The sequence below is a fragment of the Kitasatospora sp. NPDC003701 genome, from assembly GCF_053587085.1.
This window is the reverse complement of the sequence record NZ_JBSFNM010000002.1, coordinates 64,209-87,973: the sequence shown is the minus strand read 5'-3', so window position 1 is coordinate 87,973 and position 23,765 is coordinate 64,209. Positions and strand designations below refer to the sequence as shown.

Below are 23,765 nucleotides of genomic sequence, written 5' to 3'. Positions count from 1 at the left end.
AGTTTCGCCGATGCGCCGATGTCGCCGATGCCTCCGCCGACACCTGAGGGTCACTTCCGGGCGTTGGTGCGCTTGGTGGGTTCTGCCGTGGTCGGGTCCTCGGGCCAGGGGTGGCGGGGGTAGCGGCCCCTCAGATCCGCGCGGACGGCGTGGTAGCCGTTGTGCCAGAAGCCCTCCAGGTCGCCGGTGACGGCGGCGGGGCGGCCGGCGGGGGAGAGCAGCTGCACGGTGAGCGGTACTCGGCCGCCGGCCAGGGCGGGGGCGGCTGTCCAGCCGAAGAGTTCCTGCAACTTGACGGCCAGTACCGGGCGTTCGGTGCTGTAGTCGACCCGGATCCGCGAACCGGACGGCACGGTGATGCGTTCGGGGGCCAGCTCGTCGAGGCGGCCGGCCTGTCCGCTCGCCCAGGGGAGCAGGCGTTGCAGGGCGGACGTGGTGTCGATCCGGGCGAGGTCGGCGCGGCGGCGGGCGCGGGAGAGTTCGGGTTCCAGCCACTCCTCGGCGCGTTCGAGGAGGGCCTCGTCGCCGACCTCGGGCCAGGGGTCGCCGATCGCCGCGCGGAGGAAGGCGAGGCGTTCGCGAAGGTTGGACGGGAAGGTCAGGAGGGTGCTGACGCCCTCGCGGGTGAGGCCTTCGAGGACGGCGGCGCGGACGAGGGACGCGTCGGGGCGGGGCAGCGGCTTCTCGGCGAGTTCGACGGCGCCGAGCGATTCGACGCGACGGGCGACGACCTCGCCCCGCCGGGTGTCCCAGTGGACCTCCTCGCGGGCGGTCAGCAGGGACGCGCCTGCGAACAGGGCGGTGTCCTCGTCGAGCGCCGCGGCGTGCAGCACCCGCGCGGAGTGCGCCCCCGCCGGGCGGTCGGCCGCCGCGACGGCGAGCCAGGGCAGCGCGCCCAGCGAGGTGCCCGGGGCGAGTTCGGCCGCCGTGCCCGAGGCCATCAGGTAGGGGCTGCGCTCGCCCGGGGCGGGCCGCTCGACCCGGGCGCGGGCGATGCGTTCGGGGAAGGCGAGGGCGACGACGAGGCCGACGGCGGTGGTGTCGGGCAGTGCGGTGGCGGGTTCGTCGGAGGTGGCGCGCCGCAGGCGGCGGACTTCGTCGCGCCAGCGCCCGGCGTAGGGGTCGCGGGAGTGCTTCACCCCGCGCCACACCGCGGCGAGGTCGTCCCCCAGCGCGCGCGGCGGCTCCTCGGAGAGCAGTGCGACCACCTCGGCCGCCCGGCGGGCGCCCACGGCGGGAGCGCCGTCGACGAGCGCGCGCCCCAGCCGCGGGTGCAGCCCGGTGGGGGTCAGCCGGACGCCGCGCGCGGTGGCCCGGCCGTCGGAGTCCACCGCGCCGAGCGCCAGCAGGGTCTGCCGGGCGGCGGCCATCGCCCCGGCCGGCGGGCGGTCGGGCAGCGCCAGCCCGGTGGCGTCCGGGTCGCCCCAGCAGGAGGCCTGCAGGGCGAACGGGGTCAGGTCGGCGAGCGCGATCTCGGGCGTCGGGTAGCGGGCGGCGAGGGCGTCCTCGGCCTCCGCCCAGCAGCGGTAGACGGCGCCCGGCGCCTCGCGCCCGGCCCGCCCGGCCCGCTGCCGGGCGGCGGCCAGCGAGGCCCGGACGGTCACCAGGGCGGCCAGGCCGCGCGCGTGGTCGGTGCGCGGCTCGCGGGCCAGGCCGGCGTCCACCACGACGCGCACCCCCGGCACGGTCAGCGAGGACTCGGCGACGGCGGTGGCCAGCACCACCCGGCGGCCGTCGCCCGCCGAGAGCGCCGCGTCCTGCACCGCCTGCGGGGCCCGGCCGTGCAGTTGCAGGACCTGCGCCGGGGCGTCCGCCAGCAGCCCGGCGACCCGGGCGATCTCGCCGACGCCGGGCAGGAAGCAGAGCACGTCGCCCTGGCGCTCGGTCAGCGCCCGCCGGACGGTGGCGGCGACGTGCTCCAGCAGCGCCGGGTCGACCCGGGTGCCGTGCGCGGGGCGGACGGCCCGGGGCGGCGGCGCCCACACCACCTCGACCGGGTGGGAGACGCCGTGCGCCTCGACCACGGGCGCCGGACCCTCGGCGTCGCCGAGCAGCTCCGCCCAGGCCGCCGTGTCCGAGGTCGCCGAGGCGCAGACGATCCGCAGCTCCGGCCGCAGCGCCGCCCGGACGTCCAGCAGGAAGGCGAGCGCGGTGTCGGCGTCCAGGTGCCGCTCGTGGCACTCGTCCAGCACCACCACGTCGACGCCGGGCAGCTCCTGGTCGCGCTGGAGCCGCTGGAGCAGGACGCCGGTGGTCACCACCTCGACCACCGTCCCGGGCCCGACCCGGCGCTCGCCGCGCACGGTGTGGCCGACCACGTCCCCCACGGTGGAGCCGAGCAGCCAGGCCATCCGCCGGGCGGCCGCCCGGACCGCCAGCCGGCGCGGCTCGGCGACCAGCACCCGGCGGACCGGGCGGGCGCCGTCCTCGGTGAGCAGCCCGGCCAGGGCCAGCGGCACCAGCGTGGTCTTGCCGGTGCCGGGCGGGGCGGCCAGCACGGCCACCCCGCGCCGGTCGAGCGCGTGGTGCAGGGCCGGCAGGGCGGTACGGACGGGCAGTTCGCGCCAGGCGGGGTTCACCCGCACAGTCTCCCCGATCACCGGCACGGTCTCCCCGGTCACCGGCACCGGGCCGCGGCCCCGACCCGGCCGCTCCGGCGTCGACCCGGCCCGCGCCCCGCCCCGTGCCCCGGCGTCGGCCCCCGGCTCAGTCCCGCTCGGAGACGAAGATCGCCGTGCCCGGGATCAGCCGCCCGCGCAGCGGCGACCAGCCGCCCCACTCCTGGTCGAGCCCGGCCGGCCACTGCGGCTCCACCAGGTCCAGCAGCCGGAACCCGGCGCCGACCAGCTCGCGCACCCGGTCCCCGACCGTCCGGTGGTGCTCGACGTAGGTGGCCCGGCCCTGCTCGTCCTGCTCGACGTAGGGGGTGCGGTCGAAGTACGAGGAGGTGGCGGTCAGCCCCTCGACGCCCGGCTCGTCGGGGAACGCCCAGCGGATCGGGTGGGTCACCGAGAACACCCAGCGCCCGCCGGGCCGCAGGACCCGGTGCACCTCGCGCATCAGTGCGGCGGTGTCGGCGCTGAACGGCACCGCCCCGTACGCCGAGCAGGCCAGGTCGAAGGAGCCGTCGGCGAACGGCAGCACCGCCGCGTCGGCCTGGACCACCGGGACGGGTGCGCCGCCGCGGGCCAGGTCGATCCGGCGGGAGTGCTGGAGCTGGCGGTGGGAGATGTCCAGCGCGACCGGCCGGGCGCCCCGGGCGGCCAGCCAGCGCGAGCACTGGGCGGCGCCGGCGCCGATCTCCAGGACGCTGCGGCCGGCGACCTCCCCGAGCAGCCGGGCGTCCGCCTCGTCCAGGCCCTCCGGGCACCAGGTGAAGCGGTCGTCGCCGAGGAACTCGCCGTGCTCGTCCTGGTATTCGTCCGCGTTGCGGTCCCACCAGTGCCGGCTGGCCCGGCTGCTCTCGCCGGCCTCGGCCTCGCGCCTTAGCGCGTCGTCGCCGTCGTCGTCAAGATCATGCGGGTCGGACAGGGGGGTGGTGGCCACGGTGATAGAGCCCATCGCGTAGGGTGTGGTCTGCGGAAGCGCCGCTGCCGCGACCCGGCCCGTCAGGGCCCGGATCCAGGCGGTGGCATCCGGGGAAAGGCTTCCTGCGGCCGCCACCATGAGGTGCGCAATCGGAGGATATGGCCTGATCCATACCGGCCTCCACCGTCTTGACGCCCTTGGCGTTGACCGTGCCTGGCCGTCCCCGTATGCTACAAGTTGCGCTGCGGGCCTGCGCGCCTCGGACGGAGCAGGTCGCGCTCGCATCTGTCGAAGACCCCACGGTCGCAAGACGGACACCGAATTTCTCGCTGTGCGAGATGTTTCGGTGCGCCGTGTTCTTGGCTGTCCGGCTTTCGGTGGGAGCGATACGGGCCCTCCGCGTGGCATTACCTACGACTTCATGTCCGTACCGGAGCCCTTTTCCTAATGACGAGCCCCACCGACTCCTCCCTCAGCACCACCCCGCAGGTCGCGGTCAACGACATCGGCGACGCTGAGGCGTTCCTCGCCGCGATCGACGAGACCATCAAGTACTTCAACGATGGCGACATCGTCGAGGGCGTCATCGTGAAGGTCGACCGTGACGAGGTGCTCCTCGACATCGGTTACAAGACCGAGGGCGTCATCCCGTCCCGTGAGCTCTCGATCAAGCACGACGTCGACCCGCACGAGGTCGTCTCCGTCGGGGACAACATCGAGGCCCTGGTTCTCCAGAAGGAGGACAAGGAGGGTCGTCTCATCCTGTCCAAGAAGCGCGCTCAGTACGAGCGTGCCTGGGGCACGATCGAGAAGATCAAGGAAGAGGACGGCATCGTCACCGGTACCGTCATCGAGGTCGTCAAGGGTGGTCTCATCCTCGACATCGGCCTCCGTGGCTTCCTGCCGGCCTCGCTCGTCGAGATGCGCCGCGTCCGCGACCTCCAGCCCTACGTGGGCAAGGAGCTCGAGGCCAAGATCATCGAGCTGGACAAGAACCGCAACAACGTGGTCCTGTCCCGCCGTGCCTGGCTGGAGCAGACCCAGAGCGAGGTCCGCCAGACCTTCCTCACCACCCTGCAGAAGGGTCAGGTCCGCTCCGGCGTCGTTTCCTCGATCGTCAACTTCGGTGCGTTCGTGGACCTCGGCGGCGTCGACGGTCTGGTTCACGTCTCCGAGCTGTCCTGGAAGCACATCGACCACCCGTCCGAGGTTGTCGAGGTCGGCCAGGAGGTCACCGTCGAGGTTCTCGACGTTGACATGGACCGCGAGCGCGTCTCCCTGTCGCTGAAGGCGACCCAGGAGGACCCGTGGCAGCAGTTCGCCCGTACCCACCAGATCGGCCAGGTCGTTCCGGGTAAGGTCACCAAGCTGGTTCCGTTCGGTGCGTTCGTCCGCGTGGACGAGGGCATCGAGGGTCTGGTCCACATCTCCGAGCTGGCCGAGCGCCACGTCGAGATCCCGGAGCAGGTCGTCCAGGTCGGCGACGAGATCTTCGTCAAGGTCATCGACATCGACCTCGAGCGTCGTCGCATCAGCCTCTCGCTGAAGCAGGCCAACGAGGCCCTCGGTGCCAACCCGGCCGAGGTCGAGTTCGACCCGACCCTGTACGGCATGGCCGCTTCGTACGACGACCAGGGCAACTACATCTACCCGGAGGGCTTCGACCCCGAGGCGAACGACTGGCTGCCCGGCTTCGAGAAGCAGCGTGAGGAGTGGGAGCGCCAGTACGCCGAGGCGCAGTCCCGCTTCGAGCAGCACCAGGCCCAGGTCATCAAGAGCCGCGAGGCCGACGCCGAGGCCGCTGCCGAGGGTGGCGACGCTGTTGCCGCCGCCGCCGGTGGCTCGTACTCCTCCAGCAGCGACGAGGGCTCCGGCGCTCTCGCTTCGGACGAGGCCCTGGCTGCCCTGCGCGAGAAGCTGGCGGGCGGCCAGAGCTGAGCTCTCGCCCCTCGCTAGTGCCCTGCGCATAGCCGCTTGATCGATGAGCCCCACCCGGAATTCCGGGTGGGGCTCATTGTTTTGGGCATTCACTTATTTGTTCCTTATCCACTGGATTTTTGTGATAAGGGGCTCATCGGGTGGCTATGGGTGATTCAGGACCAAGGCCCTACCTTGGGATGAGTTGCCCGACGGGTCGGTCACCCGGCCCCACACGCTAGGCACCCCCCGCACATGCGCCGTAGCACCGCAGTGACTCCCCCCGCCGCCACGTCCACCGGCCGGAAGGTCGACGGGCGTCTTGCCGCCCTCGGCCGGTTCTGCTTCCGGCACCGGCGCTGGGTTCTCGGCCTCTGGGCCGTCGTCCTGGTGGTCGGGGTCCTGATCGGTGGCCGGGTCTTCGAGGGATCCGTGGCCGGCGCCTCCTCGGCCAGTTCCGAGGCCGACCGCGGCGGCGCGGTGGTCACCGCGGCCGATCCGGCCCGGGGCACCGTCACCGCGGTGGTCGACGGCCGGCCCGTCGACGACCGGGGCGTCCGGGACGCCGTCACCCGTGCCACCGCCGAGATCGCCGCGCTGCCCGGGGTCTCCTCGGTCACCGACGCCTACGGCTCCGGCCCGGCCGGCGCCGCGCTGCGCTCGGCCGACGGCAGCGCCGGCCTGGTCTCGGTCCGGATGGCCGACGCCAGCACCGGCGCGCAGACCGACGCCGTCACCCAGCGCCTCGCCGGGATCCGGGCCGACGGGGCCCGGGTCACCGTCGGCGGCGACCTCGTGCTGGAGCAGGAGGTCAAGAAGCAGACCGAGAGGGACACCCGCTTCGGCGAGATCGTCACCCTGCCGCTCACCCTGGTCGTCATGGTGCTGGTCTTCGGCGGCCTGGCCGCCGCCAGCCTGCCGGTGATCGGAGCCGTCGCCTCGGTGGGCGGTGCGCTGCTGGCCATGTTCGGGTTCAGCAAGATCATGGACATCGATACCAGTGTGCTGCCGATCGCCACCGTGCTGGGGCTGGGCCTCTCGATCGACTACGCGCTGCTCATGGTGAATCGTTTCCGCGAGGAACGCGGCCACGGCGCGGGCATCGCCGCCGCCGTCGAACGGACCGCCGCCACCGCCGGCCGGACCGTCGCCTTCTCCGGGCTGACCGTCGCCGTGGCGCTCTCCGGCCTCTTCGTCTTCACCAGTCCGGTGCTCGGCGCGGTCGCCGCCGCCGGGGTGAGCGTGGTGGTGATCGCCGTCGCCGCCGCGCTGACCCTGATCCCCGCACTGCTCGGCTTCGCCGGGGGCCGGATCAGGGCGCCCGCCGCGCCCGTCCCCGACGAGGGCTTCTTCAGCCGCACCGTCCGCCGGGTGCGCAAGCGGGCCGTCCCCGTCGCGCTCGCCTGCACCGCGCTGCTGATGGCCGCCGGGGCGCCGTTCCTGCACGCCGACATGCGCACCTCCGGCGCCGCCGTGCTGCCCGCCTCCTCGGCCGGCCGGCAGGTCGCCGAGACCATCGACCAGCGCTTCCCGCAGGCCGCGCAGGCGCCGATCACCGTGGTCGTCGAGGGCGGCGCGGCGGTGGCCCAGGCGTACGCGGACGAGGTGGTCGCCAAGCTGCCCGGGGTCGACGGCGTCCGGGCGGTGACGCCGGTCGGGGAGAAGCTCTCCACCGTCGACGTCCTGGTGCACGGCGATCCCCAGGGCGGCGAGGCCAAGCAGGTGGTCAAGGAACTGCGCGCCGACCGGGGCGGGCTCACCACCTATGTGACCGGCGGGGCCGCCTCGGTGGTCGACTTCCAGCACGAACTGCTCACCCGGGGGCCGATCGCGCTCGGCCTGGTCGCGCTCGGGACGCTGATCCTGCTCTTCCTGATGACCGGTTCGGTGGTGATGCCGGTCAAGGCCCTGCTGATGAACCTGCTCTCGCTGGGCGCCTCGCTGGGCGCGCTCACCCTGGTCTTCCAGGACGGCTGGTTCAGCGGCCTGCTCGGCTTCAGCCCCGCCGGCGGGCTGGAGACGTTCATACCGGTCCTGGTCTTCGCCTTCGCGTTCGGCCTCTCGATGGACTACGAGGTGTTCCTGCTCGCCCGGATCAAGGAGCTGCGGGACAAGGGCCACAGCTGCACCCGGGCGGTCGAACTCGGCGTCCAGCGCAGCGGGAAGATCATCACCTCGGCGGCCCTGCTGATGGTGATCGTCTTCGCCGGATTCGCGCTCGGGGACATGCTGATGGTCAAGCAGATGGGCATCGCGCTGGCCGTCGCCGTGGCGGTGGACGCCACCGTGGTCCGCTGTCTGCTCGTCCCCGCCGCGATGAGCCTCTTCGGCGAGTTCAACTGGTGGGCCCCGGCCCCGCTGCGGCGGCTGCACCGGCGGTTCGGCCTGAGCGAGCACGTCGAACTGCCGACCATCGAGCCGGCCGTGCTGCCGGTGCCGCGGGCCCCGGTCCACGACCTGACGGGTGCCGGGGCGGGCGCGAGCAGCTGAGTCCCCGGCCGGCCCGGCGGCTTCGGCCGGCCGGGTCCGCCGCTTCGACCGGACGGGCCCCCGGTGCCGGACGCTGCGGCTCAGCCGGGCCGACGGAGCAGGGCGAGCCGGCTGGCGGTGCGGTCGAGGTCGCGCAGGAGAGCCGAGCCGGCGGGCAGCCCGGCCAGCGGGTCGGCGCCGATCAGCACCAGGCGGGTGTCGCGGTCGCAGCAGACGTCGACCAGGTTGGCGAAGCGCTGCCGGGCGTCGGGGGAGGCGTCGGCCAGCGGTGGCACCCCGTCCAGGACGAGGGTGGGGAAGCGCTCGGCGAGCACGAGGTAGTCCGGTACCGCCGTGCGGCCCTCGCACAGGTCATCGAAGCCGAACCAGACCAGACCGTCGCGGACCGCCCGGGCCGGCAGCTCGCGGTGGTGCGCCGCGACCGGGCCGGCCTCCTCGGGCCCGGGCGGGGTGAGACCCGCGGCCTCCTCCGCCCCGGTGGCCAGCCGGGCGCCCAGCGTGAAGCGCGTCCGCGCGCCGTCCGCTCGCGGCTGACGCCGGAAGTCCACCGCCCCGGAGACGTCCAGGACGTCCATCCGCGCCTCGATCAGCCTGATCGTCGGCTCGAAGAGGTGGTGGTGGATCGGATCGGGCATCAGCCCGGCGGGCGGGTAGTTGGAGGTGGTGACCAGGGTGATCCGGCGGTTCAACAGCGTGGTGAAGAGCCGGGCGACGAGCATGGCGTCGCCCGCGTCGTGGGCGTGGAACTCGTCGAACACGAGGAGCCGGCAGTCGCCGAGCAGCTCGTCGACGGCCCGGTCGACCGCCGAGCCCTCCTGGTGGGCGTGCGACTCCCGCGCGACGCCCTCGTGCAGCCGGCGGAAGAAGTCGTGGAAGTGCAGCCGCCGCTTGCGCGGGGTGGGCAGGCCGTCGAGGAAGGTGTCCACCAGCCAGCTCTTGCCGCGGCCGACCGGTCCCCAGAGGTACAGGTGGCGCGGCGGCCGGCGCTGCCGCCAGGCCGGGTGGGCCAGCTCGCCCGCGAGCCGGCTGAGCCGTTCGACCGGCGGCTCCTGCGCGGGGTCGAGCGTGAATCCGCGCTGCTCGGCCGCCCGGTGGAAGTGGCCGCGCATGGCCTCGTACTGTTTCCGCGCCCTGTCCGTCACGGGTTCGGACCCTAGCAGGGCGTCAGGAGCGGTCCGGAGCTGGGGAGTTGCCTCGCGCGGCCCGGCGCCCCCGGCCGGTTCACGCCGGCCGGTTCGCCCCGGCCGGTTCGCGCCGGTCAGGGCAGGCGGCGCAGCAGGGCGACGCCGCGGCGCAGGGTCTCCTGCTCCTCGGGGGTGAGGCGGGCCTCGATGACGGCGGCGATCCGGGCCTCCCGGCGGGCGCGTTGCTCGGCCAGGGCGGCGCGGCCGGCCTCGGTGGGGGTGATCAGGAGCTTGCGGCCGTCCGTGGCGTGCGGCTCCTGGGTGACCAGGCCGGCGCCGGTGAGCAGGGTGACGGTGCGGGCCATCGACTGATGGCGGACGCGCTGGCGGGCGGCCAGCTCGCTGACGGTCAGGGCGCGTCCGTCGCGGATCAGCAGGCCGAGGACGCCGGCCTGGTTCTGCGGGAGGGTGTCGCCGGGGCGGATCGCGCGGACCAGGTCGCCGACGGCGGCGCGGAGGTCGGCGGCGAGTTCGAGGGTCTCCGGGTGCGGGACCGGGCCGGTGTCGCTGGTGTCGCTGGTGTCGCCGGTGTCTTTGGTGTCGCTGGTGTCGCTGGTCATGGGAGAAGCCTATCGCCATGATGTACAGCGAAACTGCACAGCCTTGCTGTATGGTTTCCCCATGCGAATCACCAAGTTCGGACATGCCTGCGTCCGTCTGGAGCACGGCGACACCACCGTCGTCGTCGACCCCGGGATGTTCACCGACCCCGCCGCCTTCGCCGGCGCGGACGCGGTGCTGATCACCCACGAGCACGTGGACCACTTCGAGGAGGCCCGGCTGCGCGCCGCCCTGGCGGCGGACCGGGCGCTGCGGGTCTGGACCAACAGCGCGGTCGCCGCCCAGCTGGACGGCGTCGCGCAGCGGGTGGCCGTGGTCGGTGAGGGCGACGCCTTCGAGATCGGCGGGATCGACGTATCCGTGCACGGCGAGTGGCACGCGGTGATCCACCCGGACATCCCGCAGGTGAAGAACATCGGCTTCCTCCTCGACGGGCGGCTCTTCCACCCCGGCGACGCGCTCACCGTGCCGCCGCACGTGGTGGAGACGCTGCTGCTGCCGATCGCCGGGCCGTGGACCAAGGTGTCCGAGCTGGTCGACTACGTCCGGGAGGCGGGCCCGCGCCGGGCGCTGCCGATCCATGACGCGGTGCTCAGCCCGGCGGGCCTGGCGGTGCACACCCGCCTGGTCGGCCCCGGCGGCCCGGGCACCGGCGCCGAGCTGCTCACCCTGGGGGAGGGCGAGAGCCTCGACCTGGGCTGAGTCCGGGCGGGGCTGACCGCGACCGCCGAGCGCCGGTAGCCTGACGCCATGCTGAAGATCGGACTGACGGGTGGCATCGGCGCCGGCAAGAGCGAGGTGTCGCGGCTGCTCGCCGCCCACGGCGCCGTGATCGTGGACTCGGACGTGATCGCCCGCGAGGTGGTCGCTCCCGGCACGGAGGGCCTCAAGGCCGTGGTGGCCGAGTTCGGCGAGGGCGTGCTGCGGCCGGACGGTTCGCTGGACCGGCCCGCGCTCGGCGCCGTCGTCTTCGCCGACCCCGAGCGGCTGCGGGCGCTGAACGCGATCGTCCACCCGCTGGTCCGGGCCCGCTCCGCCGAGCTGGAGGCGGCCGCGGCCCCGGACGCGGTGGTGGTGCACGACGTCCCGCTGCTGGCGGAGAACGGCCTCGCCCCGCTGTACGACCTGGTGCTGGTGGTCGACGCCGAGGACGGGGTGCGGATCGACCGGCTGGTCCGGCTGCGCGGGATGACCGAGCAGGAGGCCCGGGCCCGGATGGCCGCGCAGGCCACCCGGGCCGACCGGCTGGCCGTCGCGGGCCTCGTCATCGACAACAGCGGCCCGCTGGAGGCGCTGGCCCCCCGGGTCGACGAGGTCTGGGGCGAGCTGAAGTCCCGTCAGGGCTGACCTGGCCGGATCGCGCCCGCGACGGCGATCATGGGGCCATGGTTGATCACACGGTTCCCGCAGTCGTCCGCCTCGCCGAGTACGGCCGGGCCCAGCAGACCGAGATACTCGGCGACGGCCCCGATCCGTACGGCGTCGCGGACACCGGGCTGACCTTCCTCCCCAAGGAGATCCACTTCGGAGTCCACGGCGAGGACGGCCGGCTGGTCGCCCACACCGGCCTGCTGCGGCTGCCCCTGACGGTGGGTGGCGTGGACGTCGAGGCGATGGGCGTCGGCGGGGTGGCCGTCGCCCCCGACGCCCGGGGGCGCGGTCTGGCCCGGACGGTGGTCGGCGCGGCGCTGGAGCACGCGCGGACGCTGGGCCCGCGGTACGCGCTGCTGTTCTGCCGGCCGCCGCTGGTCGCGCTCTACGAGCGGCTCGGCTGGCGGGAGCTCGCGGGTGAGGTACTGGTGGAGCAGTCCGGCGACCGGGTGGTGGCGATGCCGCTGCGCACCATGTGGACGCCGTTGGCGGTGGGCGCCGCGTGGCCCGAGGGGCCGGTGCGGCTGCGTTCGCTGCCCATGTGAGGCCCCGGGCGCCGCGGCCGGGCCGGGCGGGTGACAGTCCCCCGGGGCGCCGGGGGTGCCCCGGCCGGTCAGTCCCGGGCCGGCGCCGGCTGTCCGGCCGCCGCCGCGTGCGAGACCGCGGCGGCGGCCAGCGCGCGGAGGATCGGGTGGGCGAGGGTGCCGTCGCCGGCCAGCTCGGGCTGGAACAGCGAGGCGAGGAAGAACGGGTGCCCGGGGAGTTCGAGCACCCGCAGGCCGCCCTCGTCGTCGACGCCGCTGAACCGCAGGCCGCCCGCGCGCAGCCGGTCCAGGTAGGCGGGGTTCAGCCCGTAGGCGCAGTGGTAGCGCTCCAGCGTGCGGGTGGCGCCGAGGACGCGCTCGGCGAGCGAACCCGGCGTGATCTCCACCGCGCCCTCGTGCCCGACCAGCGAGCAGCTGAGCGGCACGATCACCAGGTCGTCCTCCTCCGGGTGGCTCTCGCCGTGCGCGGCGCCGCCGATCCCGCAGACGTTGCGGGCGTACTCCAGCACCGCGTGCTGGAAGCCGGCGCAGGTGCCGAGGAACGGGATGCCGTGCTCGCGGGCGGTGCGGACGGCGGCCACGGCGCCCGCCTCGCTGCGGTACGGGCTGCCCGGGAGCAGCCAGACCGCGTCGAAGCCGTCGAGGGCGCCGGGCGCCCCGGCGTCCTCGGTGGGGATCCAGTAGGCGTCCAGCACGAGCTGGTCGCGGGTGGCGAGGGCGTCGAGCAGGCCGGGGATGCGGGCGTGCGAGCGGACGGCGGGGGAGCGGTCGCCGACGAGGGCGATGCGCGGGGTCGGGTAGGTCATGCGGCTATCCTGACCCCGCGTTGGCCATCAGCGCCAACGATGATTTCTGACCCTTCGATCAGAGGATCTGATACTCGTGGATCCGCAGCAGCTGCGCACCTTCGTCACCGTGGTCCGCCTCGGATCCTTCTCCGAGGCGGCCCGCGACCTCGGCTACACCCAGTCCGCCGTCTCGCAGCAGATCGCGGCCCTGGAGGCGGACCTCGGCACCGGCCTGCTGCTCCGCCGCCCGGTCGGCCCGACCGAGGCCGGCGCGCGGCTGCTGGAGCACGCCGGGCCGCTGCTCGTCCGGCTGGACGCGGCGCGCGCGGACGTCGCACGCCTGGCCGGCGCCCCCAGCGCCCGTCTGACGGTCGGTGCCACCCCGCTGGCGCTCGGGGCGACGCTCGGGCGCGCGCTGGCGGACGTGCGACGGGCCCACCCCCGGGTCGACCTCGTGGTCCGGACGGTGGCGCAGCAGGCACTGCCCGCCCTGGTCGCCACCGGCGAGGTGGACCTCGCCCTGATCGACGGCCTCGCCGCCCCCAGCGACCCGCTGCCGCTGCCGGACGTCGGCCCGCTGAGCACGGTCGCGGTGGACGAGCAGCCGCCGGCCGTCGCGCTCCCCGCCGGTCACCCGCTGGCCGGTCGCCGGGGCCTGGCGCTGGCCGACCTCTCCGCCGCGCGCTGGCTGGAGGCCCCCGACCTCGCGCCCACCGCCGCCCGGCTGCGCGCCGCCACCGCCGTCGACGGCTTCCGGCCCGCCGTCCGCTACCTGGGGACCGACGTGCGGGGGCTGCTCGCGCTGGTCGCGGCCGGGCACGGGCTGGCGGTGCTGCCCGCGGCGGTGGCGGCGGGTGCGCCGGGCGTGGTCGCGGTGCCGGTCCGGGAGCCGCGGCTGGTGCACCGGACGGAGCTGGTGCACGGCAGCCTGCCGGAGGGCCCGGCGGCGCTGCTGGCCCGGCTGCTGAGCGGCTGACGGCCGGTCGGGCACCCCGGCCGGCGCCCGGCCGGGGTGCCCGTGGTTCAGCCGACGATCGCCGCGCCGTGGCAGCACGGCCCGTCGAGCTGGTAGCAGACGTACTGCAGGCAGCCGAGGCAGATCGAGAGGTTCTCCAGCCGCCAGCGCTCGCCGTGGCAGGAGCAGTGCTCCCGGCGGCCCAGGACGGCGTTCCAGCCGGCCGCGCCGCCGATCGCCCGGTGGGCGCTCTCCACGTACGCCGTGGTGGCCGCGTCGTGCCGGCTGCCGCTGCGGGAGGTCTGCAGGTGCCAGCAGTACAGCGCGAAGAACGCTCTGCCGGTCACCAGCCGGCCCTCGTCCCGGCCGTCGGCCTCCCAGGCCCGCACGAGCTCGCCGACCCGGTCGGCGAACGGCCTCCCGGCGGCGCGCAGCTGTGAATCCGCCTGCGCCGAAGTCGAGTTCGGCATCTGAGCATCGGTCATGTCCCACCCCTCCGGCGCCCACCGTAGGCCATCGGCGGCGGGAGCGGGCCCGCGGGTGCGGCCTACCGTTCCGGCGGCCGTGCCGGAGCACCGGCCCCGTGTCGGCTCCCCGGTGCCCGCCGACGGCCCGGCCCGTCGCCTCCTCGGCACCGCCCGGCGGTCGACGGAGGAGCTCCACTGGAGCCGGCGGTGCTGCGGGGCACCGTCGACGGCCGGGGTCTCGTCACCGGCGCCCTCGGCGAGCCCGTGACCGGCGTGCCCGCCGGACCGGACGGGCACGTGCGCGCGGGCCCGGTCGGCAGCACCCACCCGGGCACCGTCCTGCTCCGACTCGTCGGCGAGCAGCAGGTCGGCCGGGGCGGCCCCCTCGCGCGCCGGCTGCCCGAGGTTCCGCACGCCGACCGGACCACGCTGCGCGGGCTCGGCGACTCCCCTCCCGCCTCGCGGACCCGGTGACCCCGCCCGCCCGGCGGAGGCCGTCGTGCGGGCGAGCCGCCCGCGCCGTTCGCCGGCCGGACCCGGCTCGACCCCGGGACGCCCGGGCTCCCCGGGCCCGCCGCGACCCCTCCGGAGACCGTCCGCCGCCCGGACTCCAACGCCGGGGCGCGGCACTCCGGGCCCGGTGCGGTCGCGGTGACGTGGTACGGAACCCGTCCTTCGTCGGCCACGCCGCCGTCCGGGCCGGTCCGTCGGCCGACCGGAGCGCCATCGCCGTCACCACGACCGAGGAGTGGGAGGCCCCCGGGGGCGACGAGGCCGGCGCCGTCGGCAAGCGCAGCGCGGCGGCCCTCGCCCCGACCGCCCGCCGGGCCGACCGCGGCCGCGCCGCGTGCCCCGGTTTCGGGTCCGGCTACCCTGGGCCCGAAACCGAACGGGTGGAGGTGGGGGGCATGACGCCCTTGCGCAGGGCTGTCCTGGCGGCGGCCGCCGTGCCGCTGCTGGCGCTGACGGCATGCCAGAGCGGTGGCGGGGGCACGGGGGAGGCCACGGCCAGTGCCACGGCGGCCACGAGCGGGCCGGCGACCGGGGTGCGGTTCCCGGAGAAGGTGCTCCTCGACGCGCTGCCCGCCGCCACCGAGGCCAAGGGGCTGGTGCTCTCGGTGAGCACGCACACGGGGACGCCGGAGGAGCGCTGCGTCCTGGTCGCCGTCGGCGCGGACGGCGCGGCGTCGAAGGTGCGCAGCTTCGCGGTCGACAACGGGCTCGCCAAGCCGCCGACCAACTTCCGCGGCTGCGCGGCCCCGGCGGGCTTCACCGCCGGCTTCACCGGCATGGTCGGCACCGCGCAGTACGGGTTCCAGGACGCGGCCCACCCCGGTGAGCCGCACGTCTCCGTGCTCGGCCAGGGCGGCCCGACCGACCTCAAGGACATCTCCGGCCTGCCGGCCGCCGGCGCGGGCACCCGCCAGAGCGCCCCGGTGGTCGACCCGGTGAGCGGTGAGGTCGTGCACTGGTCCGAGTCGAGCGGTCCGACGCCGGACGGCCGCCTGCGGGCCGTCCGGCCGGACGGCACCGGTGAGCACCCGGTCGAGGGGATCGGCGTGCGGGCCCCCGAGGCGCTGGCCTTCCTCGGCGGCCGGGTGGTGTCCGCGCAGGCGGCGAAGCGGGCGGTGGCGAACGCCGACGGCTCGCTGACCGTCGCCGCGGACGAGCAGCGGACGGTCCGCGTCGGCCCGGTGGCCACGCTCGCCGCCAACCCGGTCGCGGAGGTGAGCGGCGGAGTGCTCAGCCCCAAGGCGTTGGTGGGTGACCGTCAGGTCCTCAGCGCCGACGGGCGGGAGCTCGCGCTCGCCACGGTGGACACCGCCGACCCGGCCCACCCGCGCGTGGCGCTCAAGCCGCTCGCCACGATTCCCGAGCAGCTGTGGGGGGCCGCCGTCCAGGAGGAGGCGTTCGTGGTGGACCGTGCCGGCAACGCGGCGTACACCACGATCCAGCACGGCTCGGAGAACCAGGGGCACCGGGTGCTGGTCCTGAAGGTCGACCTCGCGACCGGCGCCGTGAGCGCGGTGGCGACGCTGCTGACCGACGGCGGGCGCGTGATGCCGCTCGCCTTCGTGGCGTAGCGGACCGGCGAGCGCCAGAGCGGTGCGGGTGCGGCGGCCGGGGCCCGGCCGCCGCACCCCGCTGTTCGGGCCGCGCTCAGGCGGCCGGCTCGCCGCCCGCGCCGGAGCGGCCCCGCGGGACGCCCACGACGGTGACGACGGTCTGCCGGCGGATCCCCTCGCCGAGGACGCCGGCGAGGGCGTCGTAGGTGGCGGCGATGAGGCGGGCGGGCGCGTCCGGGACGGCGTCCAGGTGGAAGGCGGCCTCGCGCATGCTGAAGGTGACCTCCGGGGCGTCCCGGTCGGTCGGCACGCCGCCGATGCCCCGGCGGTTCTGCGGAACGCCGATCAGCTCCACGCCGACGAGCGGCCGGACGCCCTCGCCGAAGACGCTGACGACGGCGTCGGTGAGGGCCCCGATGAGCCGGGTTTCGATCGTCCCGTCGAGGGCTTCCTCGCGGATGTGCAGGCTGTAGTGCGGCATGGCGGAGCTCCGTTCGGATCGGTTCGTACCATGGGCGTGCATTCGCTTTGCACGTAAATCATCTTTGATAGCAAAGGTATAGGGAGAGGGGTGCGTGATGTCAACGCCGAAGGCGGGCGCGGGCGGTGACGACAGCGGGGTCGACGACGCGGTCCGGGCGTTGCTGCTGCTCATGCCGCGGATGGTCGGCCGGGTGAAGAGGATTCCGCTGCCCGAGGCGCTGCAGTCCTTCGCCCTGGCGCCCCGGCACCTGTCGCTGCTCTCCTACCTGCTCTTCGACGGGCCGATGACCGTCAACGAGCTGGCCGGCCGCCTGGAGGTCGCGCCCACCACGGTGAGCCTGATGGTCGGTGAGCTGAACCGCCAGGGGATCCTGGAGCGGCGCGAGGACGAGGCCGACCGCCGCCGCCGGATCGTCGCCATCGCCCCGGACCAGCAGCCCGCCATCGCCGGCTGGCTCGCCCCGGGGGCGGCGGCCTGGCGCACCGCGCTGGCCCCGCTGACCCCGGAGCAGCGGCGGATGTTCGTGGACACCCTCCTCGCCTACGAGGCCGCGGTCACGGCCGACGGGCGGTAGGCCCGGTCGGGTCGGGGCGGGGCGGGGGCGAGGACGTGGGTCGGCACGGCCTGCCGCCGAGGGGGTCGGCGGCAGGCCGTGCCGGCGTGGACCGTCGTGCCGACCCGGCTACCGGGCCGGGCGGCGGAACAGCGCGCTCAGCAGCACCGGGATGCCGAAGAGCGGCGAGTCGGCGCCCTGCGGCTCCATCGGTCGGATCTCGATCTCGGTGAACTCCGAGAAGAGGTACCGCAGTTCGTCGGGCGTGTAGGCGAGGCCGCCGTCGAGCCGGCCGTTGCGGTAGAGCTCCTCGTCGGGGAGCTCGGAGCCCATCGCGCCGGCCGCGAAGGCGTTGACGACGAGGTGGCCGCCGGGCCTCAACACGCGCTCCAGCAGGGCGAGGTAGCTGATCCGGCGGTGCGGCGGGAGGTGGTGCAGGCAGCCGGAGTCGTACACCACGTCGTACTGCCCGGGCGGGAGTTCGACGTCGAAGATGGTGCCGCAGTGGAAGCGGACGTCGACACCGGCCTCGCGGGCCCGTTCCTCGGCCCAGGCGACGGCGGTGGGGGAGAGGTCGACGGCATCCACCTCGAAGCCGCGCGAGGCGAGGTGGACGGCGTTGCGTCCGGGGCCGGCGCCGAGGTCCAGGGCGCGGCCGGGGGCGAGCAGGCCGCGGTCCAGGTAGGAGACGAGGTTCTCGTCCGGCTTGGGGACGAAGAAGGGGCGGGGCGCGGACCGGTCCGCGTAGAACCGGTCCCACCAGTCGGAGGCGTTCTCCGTCCACCGGTCGGCGTCGGGGAGGAAGAGCCGGTCCAGCATGCGCAGGACGTCTTCGGGGGTGCGGATGTCGCGGTGCAATCGAGTCCTCTCCACAGGCGGACGGGCTGCCGTCCGCTCCCCTGGATTCTAGTCGCCGCAGAGGGGAAAGTGGCTGGTCAGAGGCCATGTTCCGGGTCGGTGGGGAGGGGGTGGGAAGCCCTTCGGGGCGGTGCCCGCACCCGTCGGACGACCCCTGGGCCCCGCCCCTTCAACCCCGGTGCGTCCGCCCGGCGGCGGGGCCTCCGGGGGCCGTCGAGAGGGCTTTCCGGGGGCCGGCGGGGGGTGGCGTTTCCCAGCAGGAGGTAAAGCTTTCCGGGGCGTCACGGGGCCGGGGACGGGCCGTCGATGGCGTGGCCGATCGCGGTGGCGACGTCCTCGGCGACCAGGGTGGGCCGGTACGCGTCCTGCGCCCACGGCCGGCCGGCCGACACCCAGACGCTCCGCAGGCCGAGCGCGTGCGCGCCCGCGATGTCGGCGTGCGCCGAGTCGCCGACCATCCAGGCGCCGGCGAGGGGCTGCCCGGCCGCCTCGGCCGCGGCCCGGAAGATCTCCGGCCCGGGCTTCTTGTGGCCGACGGCCTCGGAGACCACCCAGCCCTGGACGATCCGGTCGAGCCCGGTGCGGCGGATCTTCGCCTCCTGCTGCACGGTGGTGCCGTTGGTGACGATGACGCACGTCCACCCGCCGGCCCGCGCCCGGGCCAGGGCCCGGCGGGTGGACTCGGCCAGCACCACGAGATCGGCGCCGCCGTTGTCGAGCAGGGCGTCGACGGCGCTCGTGGGCGCCGAACTCCCGTACCGCTCGGCGATGGCCGCGGCCATCCGGTCGTTCGGCGTGTACCCGCTCGCGTCGAGTTCCGCGATCCAGCCGAGGTCCCCGGCGGGCAGGCGGTGCTCGGTCAGGAACGCCCGGACGGCGGCGAGGAAGGCGGCGTCGCGGTCGATCAGGGTGTTGTCGAGATCCAGCATCAGCAGCGGCATGACCGGCAGTAGATCACAGCGGGTGCGGGCGCCCGCAGGCTCGGCCGGGCTCCCGCCGCGCGCCGAGTGTCAGGAGTGGACGGGGAGTTCGCCGGTGCGGAGGGCGGCGAGGAAGGACCGCCAGGCGTCGGCGGTGAAGGCGAGCGCGGGCCCGTGCGGGTCCTTGCTGTCCCGGACCGGAACCGTGCCGGGGGCGCCGTCCGCGACCTCGACGCAGTTCCCGCCTTCGCTGCCGCTGAAGCTGCTCTTGCGCCATGTCAGGTCAGTCGTCATGTCCGTACCCCTCGGTAGCCAGCTCGTGCATCCAGGACAGGGAATCCTCGGCGTTCATCGCGGTCGCCGCGAGCTGGTCGAACACGAGCGCATGGCGGGCGATGTCCGACTCTTTCTCTATGTACAGGCTGCTCGTCAAGGCCTCGACGTAGACGATCTCGCCGGGTACGTCGGCGAAGGAGAGGATGTGGAAGGCCATGCTCATGGAGGGGTGCGTGCCGGTGCTGAACGGAAGCACCTGGAGCTCGACGCTCGGCTTCTGCGCCAACTCGACCAGGTGGTTCACCTGCGCGCGCATGACGTCCGCCCCGCCGACCTGGCGGCGCAGGACGGACTCGTTGAGAATCGCCCGGACGACCGGCGGGTCGGGGCGTTGGAAGACCTCCTGGCGCTGGATCCGGAGCCTGACGCGACGTTCGACCTCTGCCGGCCCGTGTCCCGACGGCGCGGTCCGGAACAGGGCACGGGCGTAGTCCCGCGTCTGCAGCAGGCCGGGGACCAACTCGGTCTCGTAGGCCCGGATTCGCGCGGCGTCGGCCTCCAGGCCGACATAGGTCTGGAACCAGTCGGGGAGGGCGTCGCCGTAGTCGTGCCACCAACCCCGCTGGGTGCTGCGGCGGGTCAGTGAGATGAACTGCCGCCGCTCGAACTCGTCGCTGACGCCGTACAGTTCGAGCAGCGCCCGGACGTCCGACTCCTTCAGGGTGGTCTGCCCCGACTCTATTCGGGAGACCTTCGCCGCGCTGAATCCGAGGGTGTCGGCGACGGCCTTCGCCTGGAGCCCGGTCTGCTCGCGCAGGCGGCGAAACTCGGAGCCGAGCCTACGCCGGAGCACGGTCGGGCTGTCCACTCTGGCCGCTCCTTGTCAGTTGACGTCGCGTCACAGTGTGCCACCTCCCCCGCGGCGGCCCGGCCGGTGTCAGCGGTGGTCGTCCGCCCTGCCGGCGGCGCGGAGGCCTCCGACGATCGCCGTGCCGAGGAAGAGCACGAACACGGTGTCCCAGAGCAGGGGCGCGCCGAGGATCATCGGCAGCCACAGCACGACGCTCACGACGGACAGCAGGGCGCCGGCCCAGGCGTGGCCGTCGCCGTTCAGGCCGCCGCGGATCCGGCGGAAGGCGGCGAGCCAGAGCGTCGCCAGGGCGCCCCCGGCGAGCACGAGGGCGCCGGCGAGCAGCCTCGCGAAGGTGTACCCGATGAGGTCGTCGCTGTCCTTCCCGGCGGCCTCATCGGCGCTCGGGCCGTACGTCAGGGCGAAGGCGCCCCAGCAGAGTGCGCTCGCGGCCCAGAGGGAGGCGAGTGCGAGTGCGGCTCGCCCGGCCGGGGCGAGTCGGCCGGGGCGGGTGTCGGTCGCGGTCATGGCGATCATGGTAGGGGGCGCCGCAAGGGCATCGGCCGGGCCCCCGCGGCGGGCCGGGGCGTGGCGATCCGGCGCCCGACCGTCTAGACAGGAGGGGTGAGCACACACTCTCCCGGCCGTGTCGTGGCCGTCGGTTCGGTGAACGCCGACCGGATCCTGCGCTGTCCCGTCCTGCCCGCGCCCGGTGAGACGGTGCTGGTGACCTCCGCCGCCGAGGGGTTCGGCGGCAAGGGCGCCAACCAGGCCGTCGCCGCCGCCGGACTGGGCGCGGCCACCCATCTGGTCGCCAGGGTCGGCGCGGACGCCGCCGGGCGCCGGGCGCTCGCCGAGCTGCACTCCCGCGCGGTGGGCACCGCCACGGTGGGCACCGACGGCTCGGCCGAGACCGGGCAGGCGATCGTCATGGTGGATCCCGGCGGCGAGAACAGCATCCTCGTCCTGCCGGGCGCGAACGCCCTGCTCTCGGCCGGCGATGTCGCCGACGCCCTGGCCGCCCTGCGGCTGCGCACCGGTGACGTGGTGCTGACCAGCGGCGAAGTCCCACCCCCGTGCCTCGATGCGGCGGCCCGGGCCGCCGGGGCGGTGGCCGGCGTGCGATGGGTCCACAACGCCGCGCCCGCCGGGACGCTCCCGGCCGGCGCCGCCGAACACCGGGCGCTGCTCGTCGTCAACGCCGTCGAGGCCCACCAGCTCACCGGCATCGGCGATCCGGCCGGGGCGGCGTCGGCGCTGGCCGCGCTCGGGGCGGCCGCGGTGGTCACCCTCGGTGGTGACGGCGCGCTGGTCGCCGAGGACGGCCGCGTCGAGCGCCTCGCGGCCCCGCAGGTGACCGTCGTCGACACCACCGGCGCCGGCGACGTCTTCTGCGGCGCGCTCGCCGCCGAACTCGCCCGCGGCGCCGCCCTCGTCCGGGCGGCGGCCACCGCCGTCGCCGCCGGGGCCTTCGCGGTCACCGCGCTCGGTGCCCGCGGCGCGGTGCCGCACCGCGCCGACCTCGACCGCCTGCTCGCACGCTGAGGGCCCGCTCCGGCGGCGGCCCGGGGGCGGTCAGCGGCCGGTGGGCCGCGGCTCGTCGGGGGCCGGCTCGGGGCCGGTGGCCGGGTCGCGGGTGAGCAGGTAGCGGGCGCCGGGGCCGGCGGCCGCGGCGCGGTCGGCGGCGTTGTACAGGGTGCAGCGGGAGAGCGAGAGGCAGCCGCAGCCGATGCAGCCGGTGAGCTTGGCCTTGAGCCGCTCCAACTCGGCGATCTGCTCGTCGATCCGGCTCTGCCAGGACCGGGCGACGCCGTCCCACTCGGCGCCGGTGGGGGCGCGGTGCTCGGGGAGGCGGTCCAGGGCGACCCTGGCCTCGTCGAGGGAGAGGCCGACGCGCTGGGCGGCGCGGATGAAGGCGACCCGGCGCAGCGTGGCGCGGGTGTAGCGGCGCTGGCCCCCGGTGGTGCGGGTGGCGTGGATCAGGTCGAGCTTCTCGTAGTAGCGCAGTGCGGAGGTGGCGAGGCCGCTGCGCTCGGAGAGCTGGCCGATCGTGAGCAGGTCGTGCCGGCTCGGTCCGGCGGAGGCACCGGCGGAGGTGCCGGCGGAGGTGCCGCCGGAGCTGCTGCCGGAGGCACCGGTGGCCTCGCCGCGGGCGGATGCGGGAGCGGTCATGCCGCACACTGTAGCCGCTTGACTTCAAGTCGACTTCAAGTTGCACCATCGTGGGCATGACGACGAACACCCGCACCGCCACCGCCTTCGAGGAGCTCACCGGCCTGATGGGCCTGATGACCGGCGCCGAGAAGCACGGCCCCGCCGCCACCTCCACGCTGGACGTCCTCTGGGTGCTCTACGACCGCGTCCTGCGCGTCACCCCGGCCACCGCGGATGACCAGGAGCGCGACCGCTTCCTGCTCTCCAAGGGCCACGGCCCGATGGCGTACTACGCGGTGCTGGCGGCCAAGGGCTTCATCGACCCGGAGCTGCTCCCGAGCTTCGGCGCCTACGACTCGCCGCTCGGCCACCACCCGGACCGCACGCTGATCCCCGGGGTGGAGATCAGCGCCGGCTCGCTCGGGCACGGTCTGCCGCTGGCGGTCGGCTCGGCGCTCGGGCTGCGCGCCCAGGGGTTGACCGACCCGGCGGTCTGGGTCCTGCTCGGGGACGCGGAGTTCGACGAGGGGTCGAACCACGAGGCGGTGGCCTTCGCGGGTGCGTACGGGCTGGACCGGCTGCACGCCGTCGTCATCGACAACTCCTCGGCCACGCACGGGTGGCAGGGCGGCATCGCGGCGCGCTTCGCCGCCGAGGGCTGGTCGGCCGCGACCGTGGACGGACGCGACCACGAGGCGCTGTACGCGGCGTTCACGGCCGAGCACCCGGGGCGTCCGCGGGTGGTGGTCGCCCGGGTGGAGCCCAAGGGCAACTGAGCACCAGGGCACCGAGTACCGGGGCCGCCGAGTGCCGGGGCAACCCGGTACCGGGGCGGCCGAGTGACGTGCCCGCCCCCGACGACCACCAAGACCTCCGACCAGTAAGGGACTTCACCACCCATGGACACCATGCGCGAGCGCTTCCTCGACGTCACCACCCGGCTGCTCGAGGACGACCCCCGGCTGGCCGTGGTGCTGGCCGACATCAGTGCCGCCGGCTTCGCCCCCGCCGCCGAGCGCCACCCCGACCGGGTGGTCAACGTCGGCATCCGCGAGCAGCTGCTGATCGGCGCGGCCGGCGGCCTGGCACTCGCCGGGATGCGGCCGATCGCCCACACCTTCGCCAGCTTCCTGATCGAACGACCCTTCGAGCAGGTCAAGTTGGACCTCGTCCACCAGGGCGTCGGCGCGGTGCTGGTGAGCGCCGCCGGTTCCTACGACTGGCCCGCCGGCGGCCGGACCCACATGGCGCCGGGCGATGTCGCGCTGCTGGACACCCTGCCGGACTGGACGGTCCACGTGCCGGGCCACCCGGACGAGGCGGAGCGGTTGCTGCGGCACGCGGTGGCCGACGGCGACCGCAATGTGTACGTGCGCCTGTCCGAGCACCGGAACGCGGCGGCGGTGCCCGTTGAGGCGGGCCGCTTCACCGTGGTGCGCCGGGGTTCGAAGGGCGTGGTGCTCGCGGTCGGCCCGATGCTGGACGCCGTGCTGGCGGCCACCGAGGGCCTGGACGTGTCCGTGCTGTACGCGGCCACCGTGCGGCCGTTCGACGCGGCCGGGCTCCGGGCGGGCGCGACCGGGCGCGCGGACGTGGTGCTGGTCGAGCCCTACCTGGCCGGGACGTCCGCCGGTGAGGTGCACGCGGCGCTGGCGGACCGGCCGCACCGGGTGCTCGCCCTCGGGGTGCCGCGCGAGGAGCACCGGCACTACGGCTCGATCGCGGAGCACCTGACCGCCTACGGCCTGGACGCGCCCGCACTGCGGGAGCGGATCGGCACCTTCCTCCGGTGACCCGC

Annotated in this window: 25 protein-coding genes; 12 read left to right on the top strand and 13 right to left on the bottom strand. The window is 75.0% G+C overall.

Annotated elements, in window-relative coordinates:
• Positions 1-50: 50 nt before the first annotated feature.
• The gene (gene hrpB / locus ACWDRR_RS02535) at positions 51-2,600 is read right to left on the bottom strand and encodes an ATP-dependent helicase HrpB (RefSeq protein ID WP_449770327.1); all 2,550 of its coding nucleotides are present in this window, start codon (positions 2,598-2,600) and stop codon (positions 51-53) included.
• A gap of 106 nt (positions 2,601-2,706) precedes the next feature.
• Entirely contained in the window at positions 2,707-3,561 is an 855-nt protein-coding gene (locus tag ACWDRR_RS02530) for a class I SAM-dependent methyltransferase (protein ID WP_449770326.1), read from the bottom strand.
• Positions 3,562-3,975: 414 nt separating this feature from the next.
• On the opposite strand from ACWDRR_RS02530, the gene rpsA reads away from it, so the two are divergent.
• Positions 3,976-5,466 (top strand): 30S ribosomal protein S1, encoded by a 1,491-nt coding sequence (gene rpsA / locus ACWDRR_RS02525; RefSeq protein WP_329487183.1) that lies wholly within the window; start codon positions 3,976-3,978, stop codon positions 5,464-5,466.
• 234 nt (positions 5,467-5,700) lie between these two features.
• Entirely contained in the window at positions 5,701-7,935 is a 2,235-nt protein-coding gene (locus ACWDRR_RS02520) for an MMPL family transporter (protein WP_449770325.1), read from the top strand.
• Between the two features lie 80 nt (positions 7,936-8,015).
• On the opposite strand, the gene zapE is transcribed toward ACWDRR_RS02520, so the two are convergent.
• Together zapE and ACWDRR_RS02510 are read right to left on the bottom strand one after the other, a co-directional pair.
• On the bottom strand, positions 8,016-9,077 hold the full coding sequence (zapE, locus tag ACWDRR_RS02515; protein ID WP_449770324.1) for a cell division protein ZapE: 1,062 nt from the start codon (positions 9,075-9,077) through the stop codon (positions 8,016-8,018).
• Positions 9,078-9,193: 116 nt separating this feature from the next.
• Positions 9,194-9,679: a MarR family winged helix-turn-helix transcriptional regulator gene (locus ACWDRR_RS02510; protein ID WP_449770323.1), complete on the bottom strand. Its 486-nt coding sequence runs from the start codon at positions 9,677-9,679 to the stop codon at positions 9,194-9,196.
• A gap of 61 nt (positions 9,680-9,740) precedes the next feature.
• On the opposite strand from ACWDRR_RS02510, the gene ACWDRR_RS02505 reads away from it, so the two are divergent.
• Genes ACWDRR_RS02505 through ACWDRR_RS02495 form a run of 3 tightly spaced genes read left to right on the top strand, consistent with a single transcriptional unit; the run spans position 9,741 to position 11,596 of the window.
• Positions 9,741-10,382, top strand: coding sequence for an MBL fold metallo-hydrolase (locus ACWDRR_RS02505; protein WP_449770322.1), 642 nt, complete (start codon positions 9,741-9,743; stop codon positions 10,380-10,382).
• A gap of 48 nt (positions 10,383-10,430) precedes the next feature.
• Positions 10,431-11,027, top strand: a complete 597-nt coding sequence (gene coaE / locus ACWDRR_RS02500; protein ID WP_449770321.1) for a dephospho-CoA kinase — start codon at positions 10,431-10,433, stop codon at positions 11,025-11,027.
• A 38-nt stretch (positions 11,028-11,065) separates the two neighbouring features.
• Positions 11,066-11,596 (top strand): GNAT family N-acetyltransferase, encoded by a 531-nt coding sequence (locus ACWDRR_RS02495; protein ID WP_449770320.1) that lies wholly within the window; start codon positions 11,066-11,068, stop codon positions 11,594-11,596.
• A 68-nt stretch (positions 11,597-11,664) separates the two neighbouring features.
• Here ACWDRR_RS02495 and ACWDRR_RS02490 read toward each other — a convergent pair whose 3' ends face one another.
• Positions 11,665-12,402, bottom strand: a complete 738-nt coding sequence (locus ACWDRR_RS02490; RefSeq protein WP_449770319.1) for a CTP synthase C-terminal region-related (seleno)protein — start codon at positions 12,400-12,402, stop codon at positions 11,665-11,667.
• A 76-nt stretch (positions 12,403-12,478) separates the two neighbouring features.
• Here ACWDRR_RS02490 and ACWDRR_RS02485 point away from each other — a divergent pair, with 76 nt between their 5' ends.
• Positions 12,479-13,360: a LysR family transcriptional regulator gene (locus ACWDRR_RS02485; protein WP_449770318.1), complete on the top strand. Its 882-nt coding sequence runs from the start codon at positions 12,479-12,481 to the stop codon at positions 13,358-13,360.
• Between the two features lie 47 nt (positions 13,361-13,407).
• Here ACWDRR_RS02485 and ACWDRR_RS02480 read toward each other — a convergent pair whose 3' ends face one another.
• The gene (locus ACWDRR_RS02480; RefSeq protein WP_449770317.1) at positions 13,408-13,824 is read right to left on the bottom strand and encodes a hypothetical protein; all 417 of its coding nucleotides are present in this window, start codon (positions 13,822-13,824) and stop codon (positions 13,408-13,410) included.
• A gap of 189 nt (positions 13,825-14,013) precedes the next feature.
• Between ACWDRR_RS02480 and ACWDRR_RS02475 the strand changes: the two genes are divergently transcribed.
• Together ACWDRR_RS02475 and ACWDRR_RS02470 are read left to right on the top strand one after the other, a co-directional pair.
• The gene (locus ACWDRR_RS02475; RefSeq protein ID WP_449770316.1) at positions 14,014-14,280 is read left to right on the top strand and encodes a hypothetical protein; all 267 of its coding nucleotides are present in this window, start codon (positions 14,014-14,016) and stop codon (positions 14,278-14,280) included.
• A gap of 182 nt (positions 14,281-14,462) precedes the next feature.
• Complete coding sequence (locus ACWDRR_RS02470; RefSeq protein WP_449770315.1) at positions 14,463-15,890, top strand: hypothetical protein; 1,428 nt, start codon at positions 14,463-14,465, stop codon at positions 15,888-15,890.
• A gap of 76 nt (positions 15,891-15,966) precedes the next feature.
• Here the strand turns inward: ACWDRR_RS02470 and ACWDRR_RS02465 are convergent, their stop codons facing one another.
• Positions 15,967-16,353, bottom strand: coding sequence for a hypothetical protein (locus tag ACWDRR_RS02465; protein WP_449770314.1), 387 nt, complete (start codon positions 16,351-16,353; stop codon positions 15,967-15,969).
• A gap of 97 nt (positions 16,354-16,450) precedes the next feature.
• On the opposite strand from ACWDRR_RS02465, the gene ACWDRR_RS02460 reads away from it, so the two are divergent.
• Complete coding sequence (locus ACWDRR_RS02460; protein ID WP_449770313.1) at positions 16,451-16,930, top strand: MarR family transcriptional regulator; 480 nt, start codon at positions 16,451-16,453, stop codon at positions 16,928-16,930.
• A gap of 108 nt (positions 16,931-17,038) precedes the next feature.
• Here the strand turns inward: ACWDRR_RS02460 and ACWDRR_RS02455 are convergent, their stop codons facing one another.
• The 5 genes from ACWDRR_RS02455 to ACWDRR_RS02435 all read right to left on the bottom strand — a co-directional run bounded on the left by ACWDRR_RS02455 (position 17,039) and on the right by ACWDRR_RS02435 (position 20,341).
• Positions 17,039-17,767 carry a class I SAM-dependent methyltransferase gene (locus ACWDRR_RS02455; protein WP_449770312.1) on the bottom strand — a complete coding sequence of 243 codons (729 nt, stop codon included), beginning with the start codon at positions 17,765-17,767 and terminating at the stop codon, positions 17,039-17,041.
• Between the two features lie 281 nt (positions 17,768-18,048).
• The gene (locus ACWDRR_RS02450) at positions 18,049-18,708 is read right to left on the bottom strand and encodes an HAD family hydrolase (RefSeq protein ID WP_449770311.1); all 660 of its coding nucleotides are present in this window, start codon (positions 18,706-18,708) and stop codon (positions 18,049-18,051) included.
• 69 nt (positions 18,709-18,777) lie between these two features.
• Entirely contained in the window at positions 18,778-18,981 is a 204-nt protein-coding gene (locus ACWDRR_RS02445; RefSeq protein ID WP_449770310.1) for a DUF397 domain-containing protein, read from the bottom strand.
• Positions 18,971-19,831 carry a helix-turn-helix domain-containing protein gene (locus ACWDRR_RS02440; RefSeq protein WP_449770309.1) on the bottom strand — a complete coding sequence of 287 codons (861 nt, stop codon included), beginning with the start codon at positions 19,829-19,831 and terminating at the stop codon, positions 18,971-18,973. Before ACWDRR_RS02440 ends, ACWDRR_RS02445 begins: the two co-directional genes overlap by 11 nt.
• Positions 19,832-19,900: 69 nt before the next feature.
• Positions 19,901-20,341 (bottom strand): hypothetical protein, encoded by a 441-nt coding sequence (locus ACWDRR_RS02435; protein ID WP_449770308.1) that lies wholly within the window; start codon positions 20,339-20,341, stop codon positions 19,901-19,903.
• 96 nt (positions 20,342-20,437) lie between these two features.
• Here ACWDRR_RS02435 and ACWDRR_RS02430 point away from each other — a divergent pair, with 96 nt between their 5' ends.
• A complete protein-coding gene (locus tag ACWDRR_RS02430) occupies positions 20,438-21,358 on the top strand; it encodes a PfkB family carbohydrate kinase (RefSeq protein ID WP_449770307.1) in 921 nt (306 codons plus the stop codon).
• Between the two features lie 30 nt (positions 21,359-21,388).
• Here ACWDRR_RS02430 and soxR read toward each other — a convergent pair whose 3' ends face one another.
• Complete coding sequence (gene soxR, locus ACWDRR_RS02425; protein ID WP_449770306.1) at positions 21,389-21,985, bottom strand: redox-sensitive transcriptional activator SoxR; 597 nt, start codon at positions 21,983-21,985, stop codon at positions 21,389-21,391.
• 56 nt (positions 21,986-22,041) lie between these two features.
• Here soxR and ACWDRR_RS02420 point away from each other — a divergent pair, with 56 nt between their 5' ends.
• Entirely contained in the window at positions 22,042-22,743 is a 702-nt protein-coding gene (locus tag ACWDRR_RS02420; protein ID WP_449770305.1) for a transketolase, read from the top strand.
• Between the two features lie 123 nt (positions 22,744-22,866).
• Positions 22,867-23,760: a transketolase family protein gene (locus tag ACWDRR_RS02415; RefSeq protein ID WP_449770304.1), complete on the top strand. Its 894-nt coding sequence runs from the start codon at positions 22,867-22,869 to the stop codon at positions 23,758-23,760.
• Positions 23,761-23,765 lie beyond the last annotated feature (5 nt).

What these genes read in the sequence shown, in the direction of transcription:
- ACWDRR_RS02415 (WP_449770304.1), top strand. Translation starts at nt 22,867, where the DNA reads ATGGACACCATGCGCGAGCGCTTCCTCGACGTCACCACCCGGCTGCTC.
- ACWDRR_RS02510 (WP_449770323.1), bottom strand. Translation starts at nt 9,679, where the DNA reads ATGACCAGCGACACCAGCGACACCAAAGACACCGGCGACACCAGCGAC.
- ACWDRR_RS02490 (WP_449770319.1), bottom strand. Translation starts at nt 12,402, where the DNA reads ATGACCTACCCGACCCCGCGCATCGCCCTCGTCGGCGACCGCTCCCCC.
- ACWDRR_RS02435 (WP_449770308.1), bottom strand. Translation starts at nt 20,341, where the DNA reads ATGACCGCGACCGACACCCGCCCCGGCCGACTCGCCCCGGCCGGGCGA.
- ACWDRR_RS02495 (WP_449770320.1), top strand. Translation starts at nt 11,066, where the DNA reads ATGGTTGATCACACGGTTCCCGCAGTCGTCCGCCTCGCCGAGTACGGC.
- ACWDRR_RS02480 (WP_449770317.1), bottom strand. Translation starts at nt 13,824, where the DNA reads ATGACCGATGCTCAGATGCCGAACTCGACTTCGGCGCAGGCGGATTCA.
- ACWDRR_RS02420 (WP_449770305.1), top strand. Translation starts at nt 22,042, where the DNA reads ATGACGACGAACACCCGCACCGCCACCGCCTTCGAGGAGCTCACCGGC.
- rpsA (WP_329487183.1), top strand. Translation starts at nt 3,976, where the DNA reads ATGACGAGCCCCACCGACTCCTCCCTCAGCACCACCCCGCAGGTCGCG.
- ACWDRR_RS02460 (WP_449770313.1), top strand. Translation starts at nt 16,451, where the DNA reads ATGTCAACGCCGAAGGCGGGCGCGGGCGGTGACGACAGCGGGGTCGAC.
- ACWDRR_RS02465 (WP_449770314.1), bottom strand. Translation starts at nt 16,353, where the DNA reads ATGCCGCACTACAGCCTGCACATCCGCGAGGAAGCCCTCGACGGGACG.
- ACWDRR_RS02445 (WP_449770310.1), bottom strand. Translation starts at nt 18,981, where the DNA reads ATGACGACTGACCTGACATGGCGCAAGAGCAGCTTCAGCGGCAGCGAA.
- ACWDRR_RS02530 (WP_449770326.1), bottom strand. Translation starts at nt 3,561, where the DNA reads ATGGGCTCTATCACCGTGGCCACCACCCCCCTGTCCGACCCGCATGAT.
- ACWDRR_RS02520 (WP_449770325.1), top strand. Translation starts at nt 5,701, where the DNA reads ATGCGCCGTAGCACCGCAGTGACTCCCCCCGCCGCCACGTCCACCGGC.
- ACWDRR_RS02505 (WP_449770322.1), top strand. Translation starts at nt 9,741, where the DNA reads ATGCGAATCACCAAGTTCGGACATGCCTGCGTCCGTCTGGAGCACGGC.
- ACWDRR_RS02450 (WP_449770311.1), bottom strand. Translation starts at nt 18,708, where the DNA reads ATGCCGCTGCTGATGCTGGATCTCGACAACACCCTGATCGACCGCGAC.
- soxR (WP_449770306.1), bottom strand. Translation starts at nt 21,985, where the DNA reads ATGACCGCTCCCGCATCCGCCCGCGGCGAGGCCACCGGTGCCTCCGGC.
- coaE (WP_449770321.1), top strand. Translation starts at nt 10,431, where the DNA reads ATGCTGAAGATCGGACTGACGGGTGGCATCGGCGCCGGCAAGAGCGAG.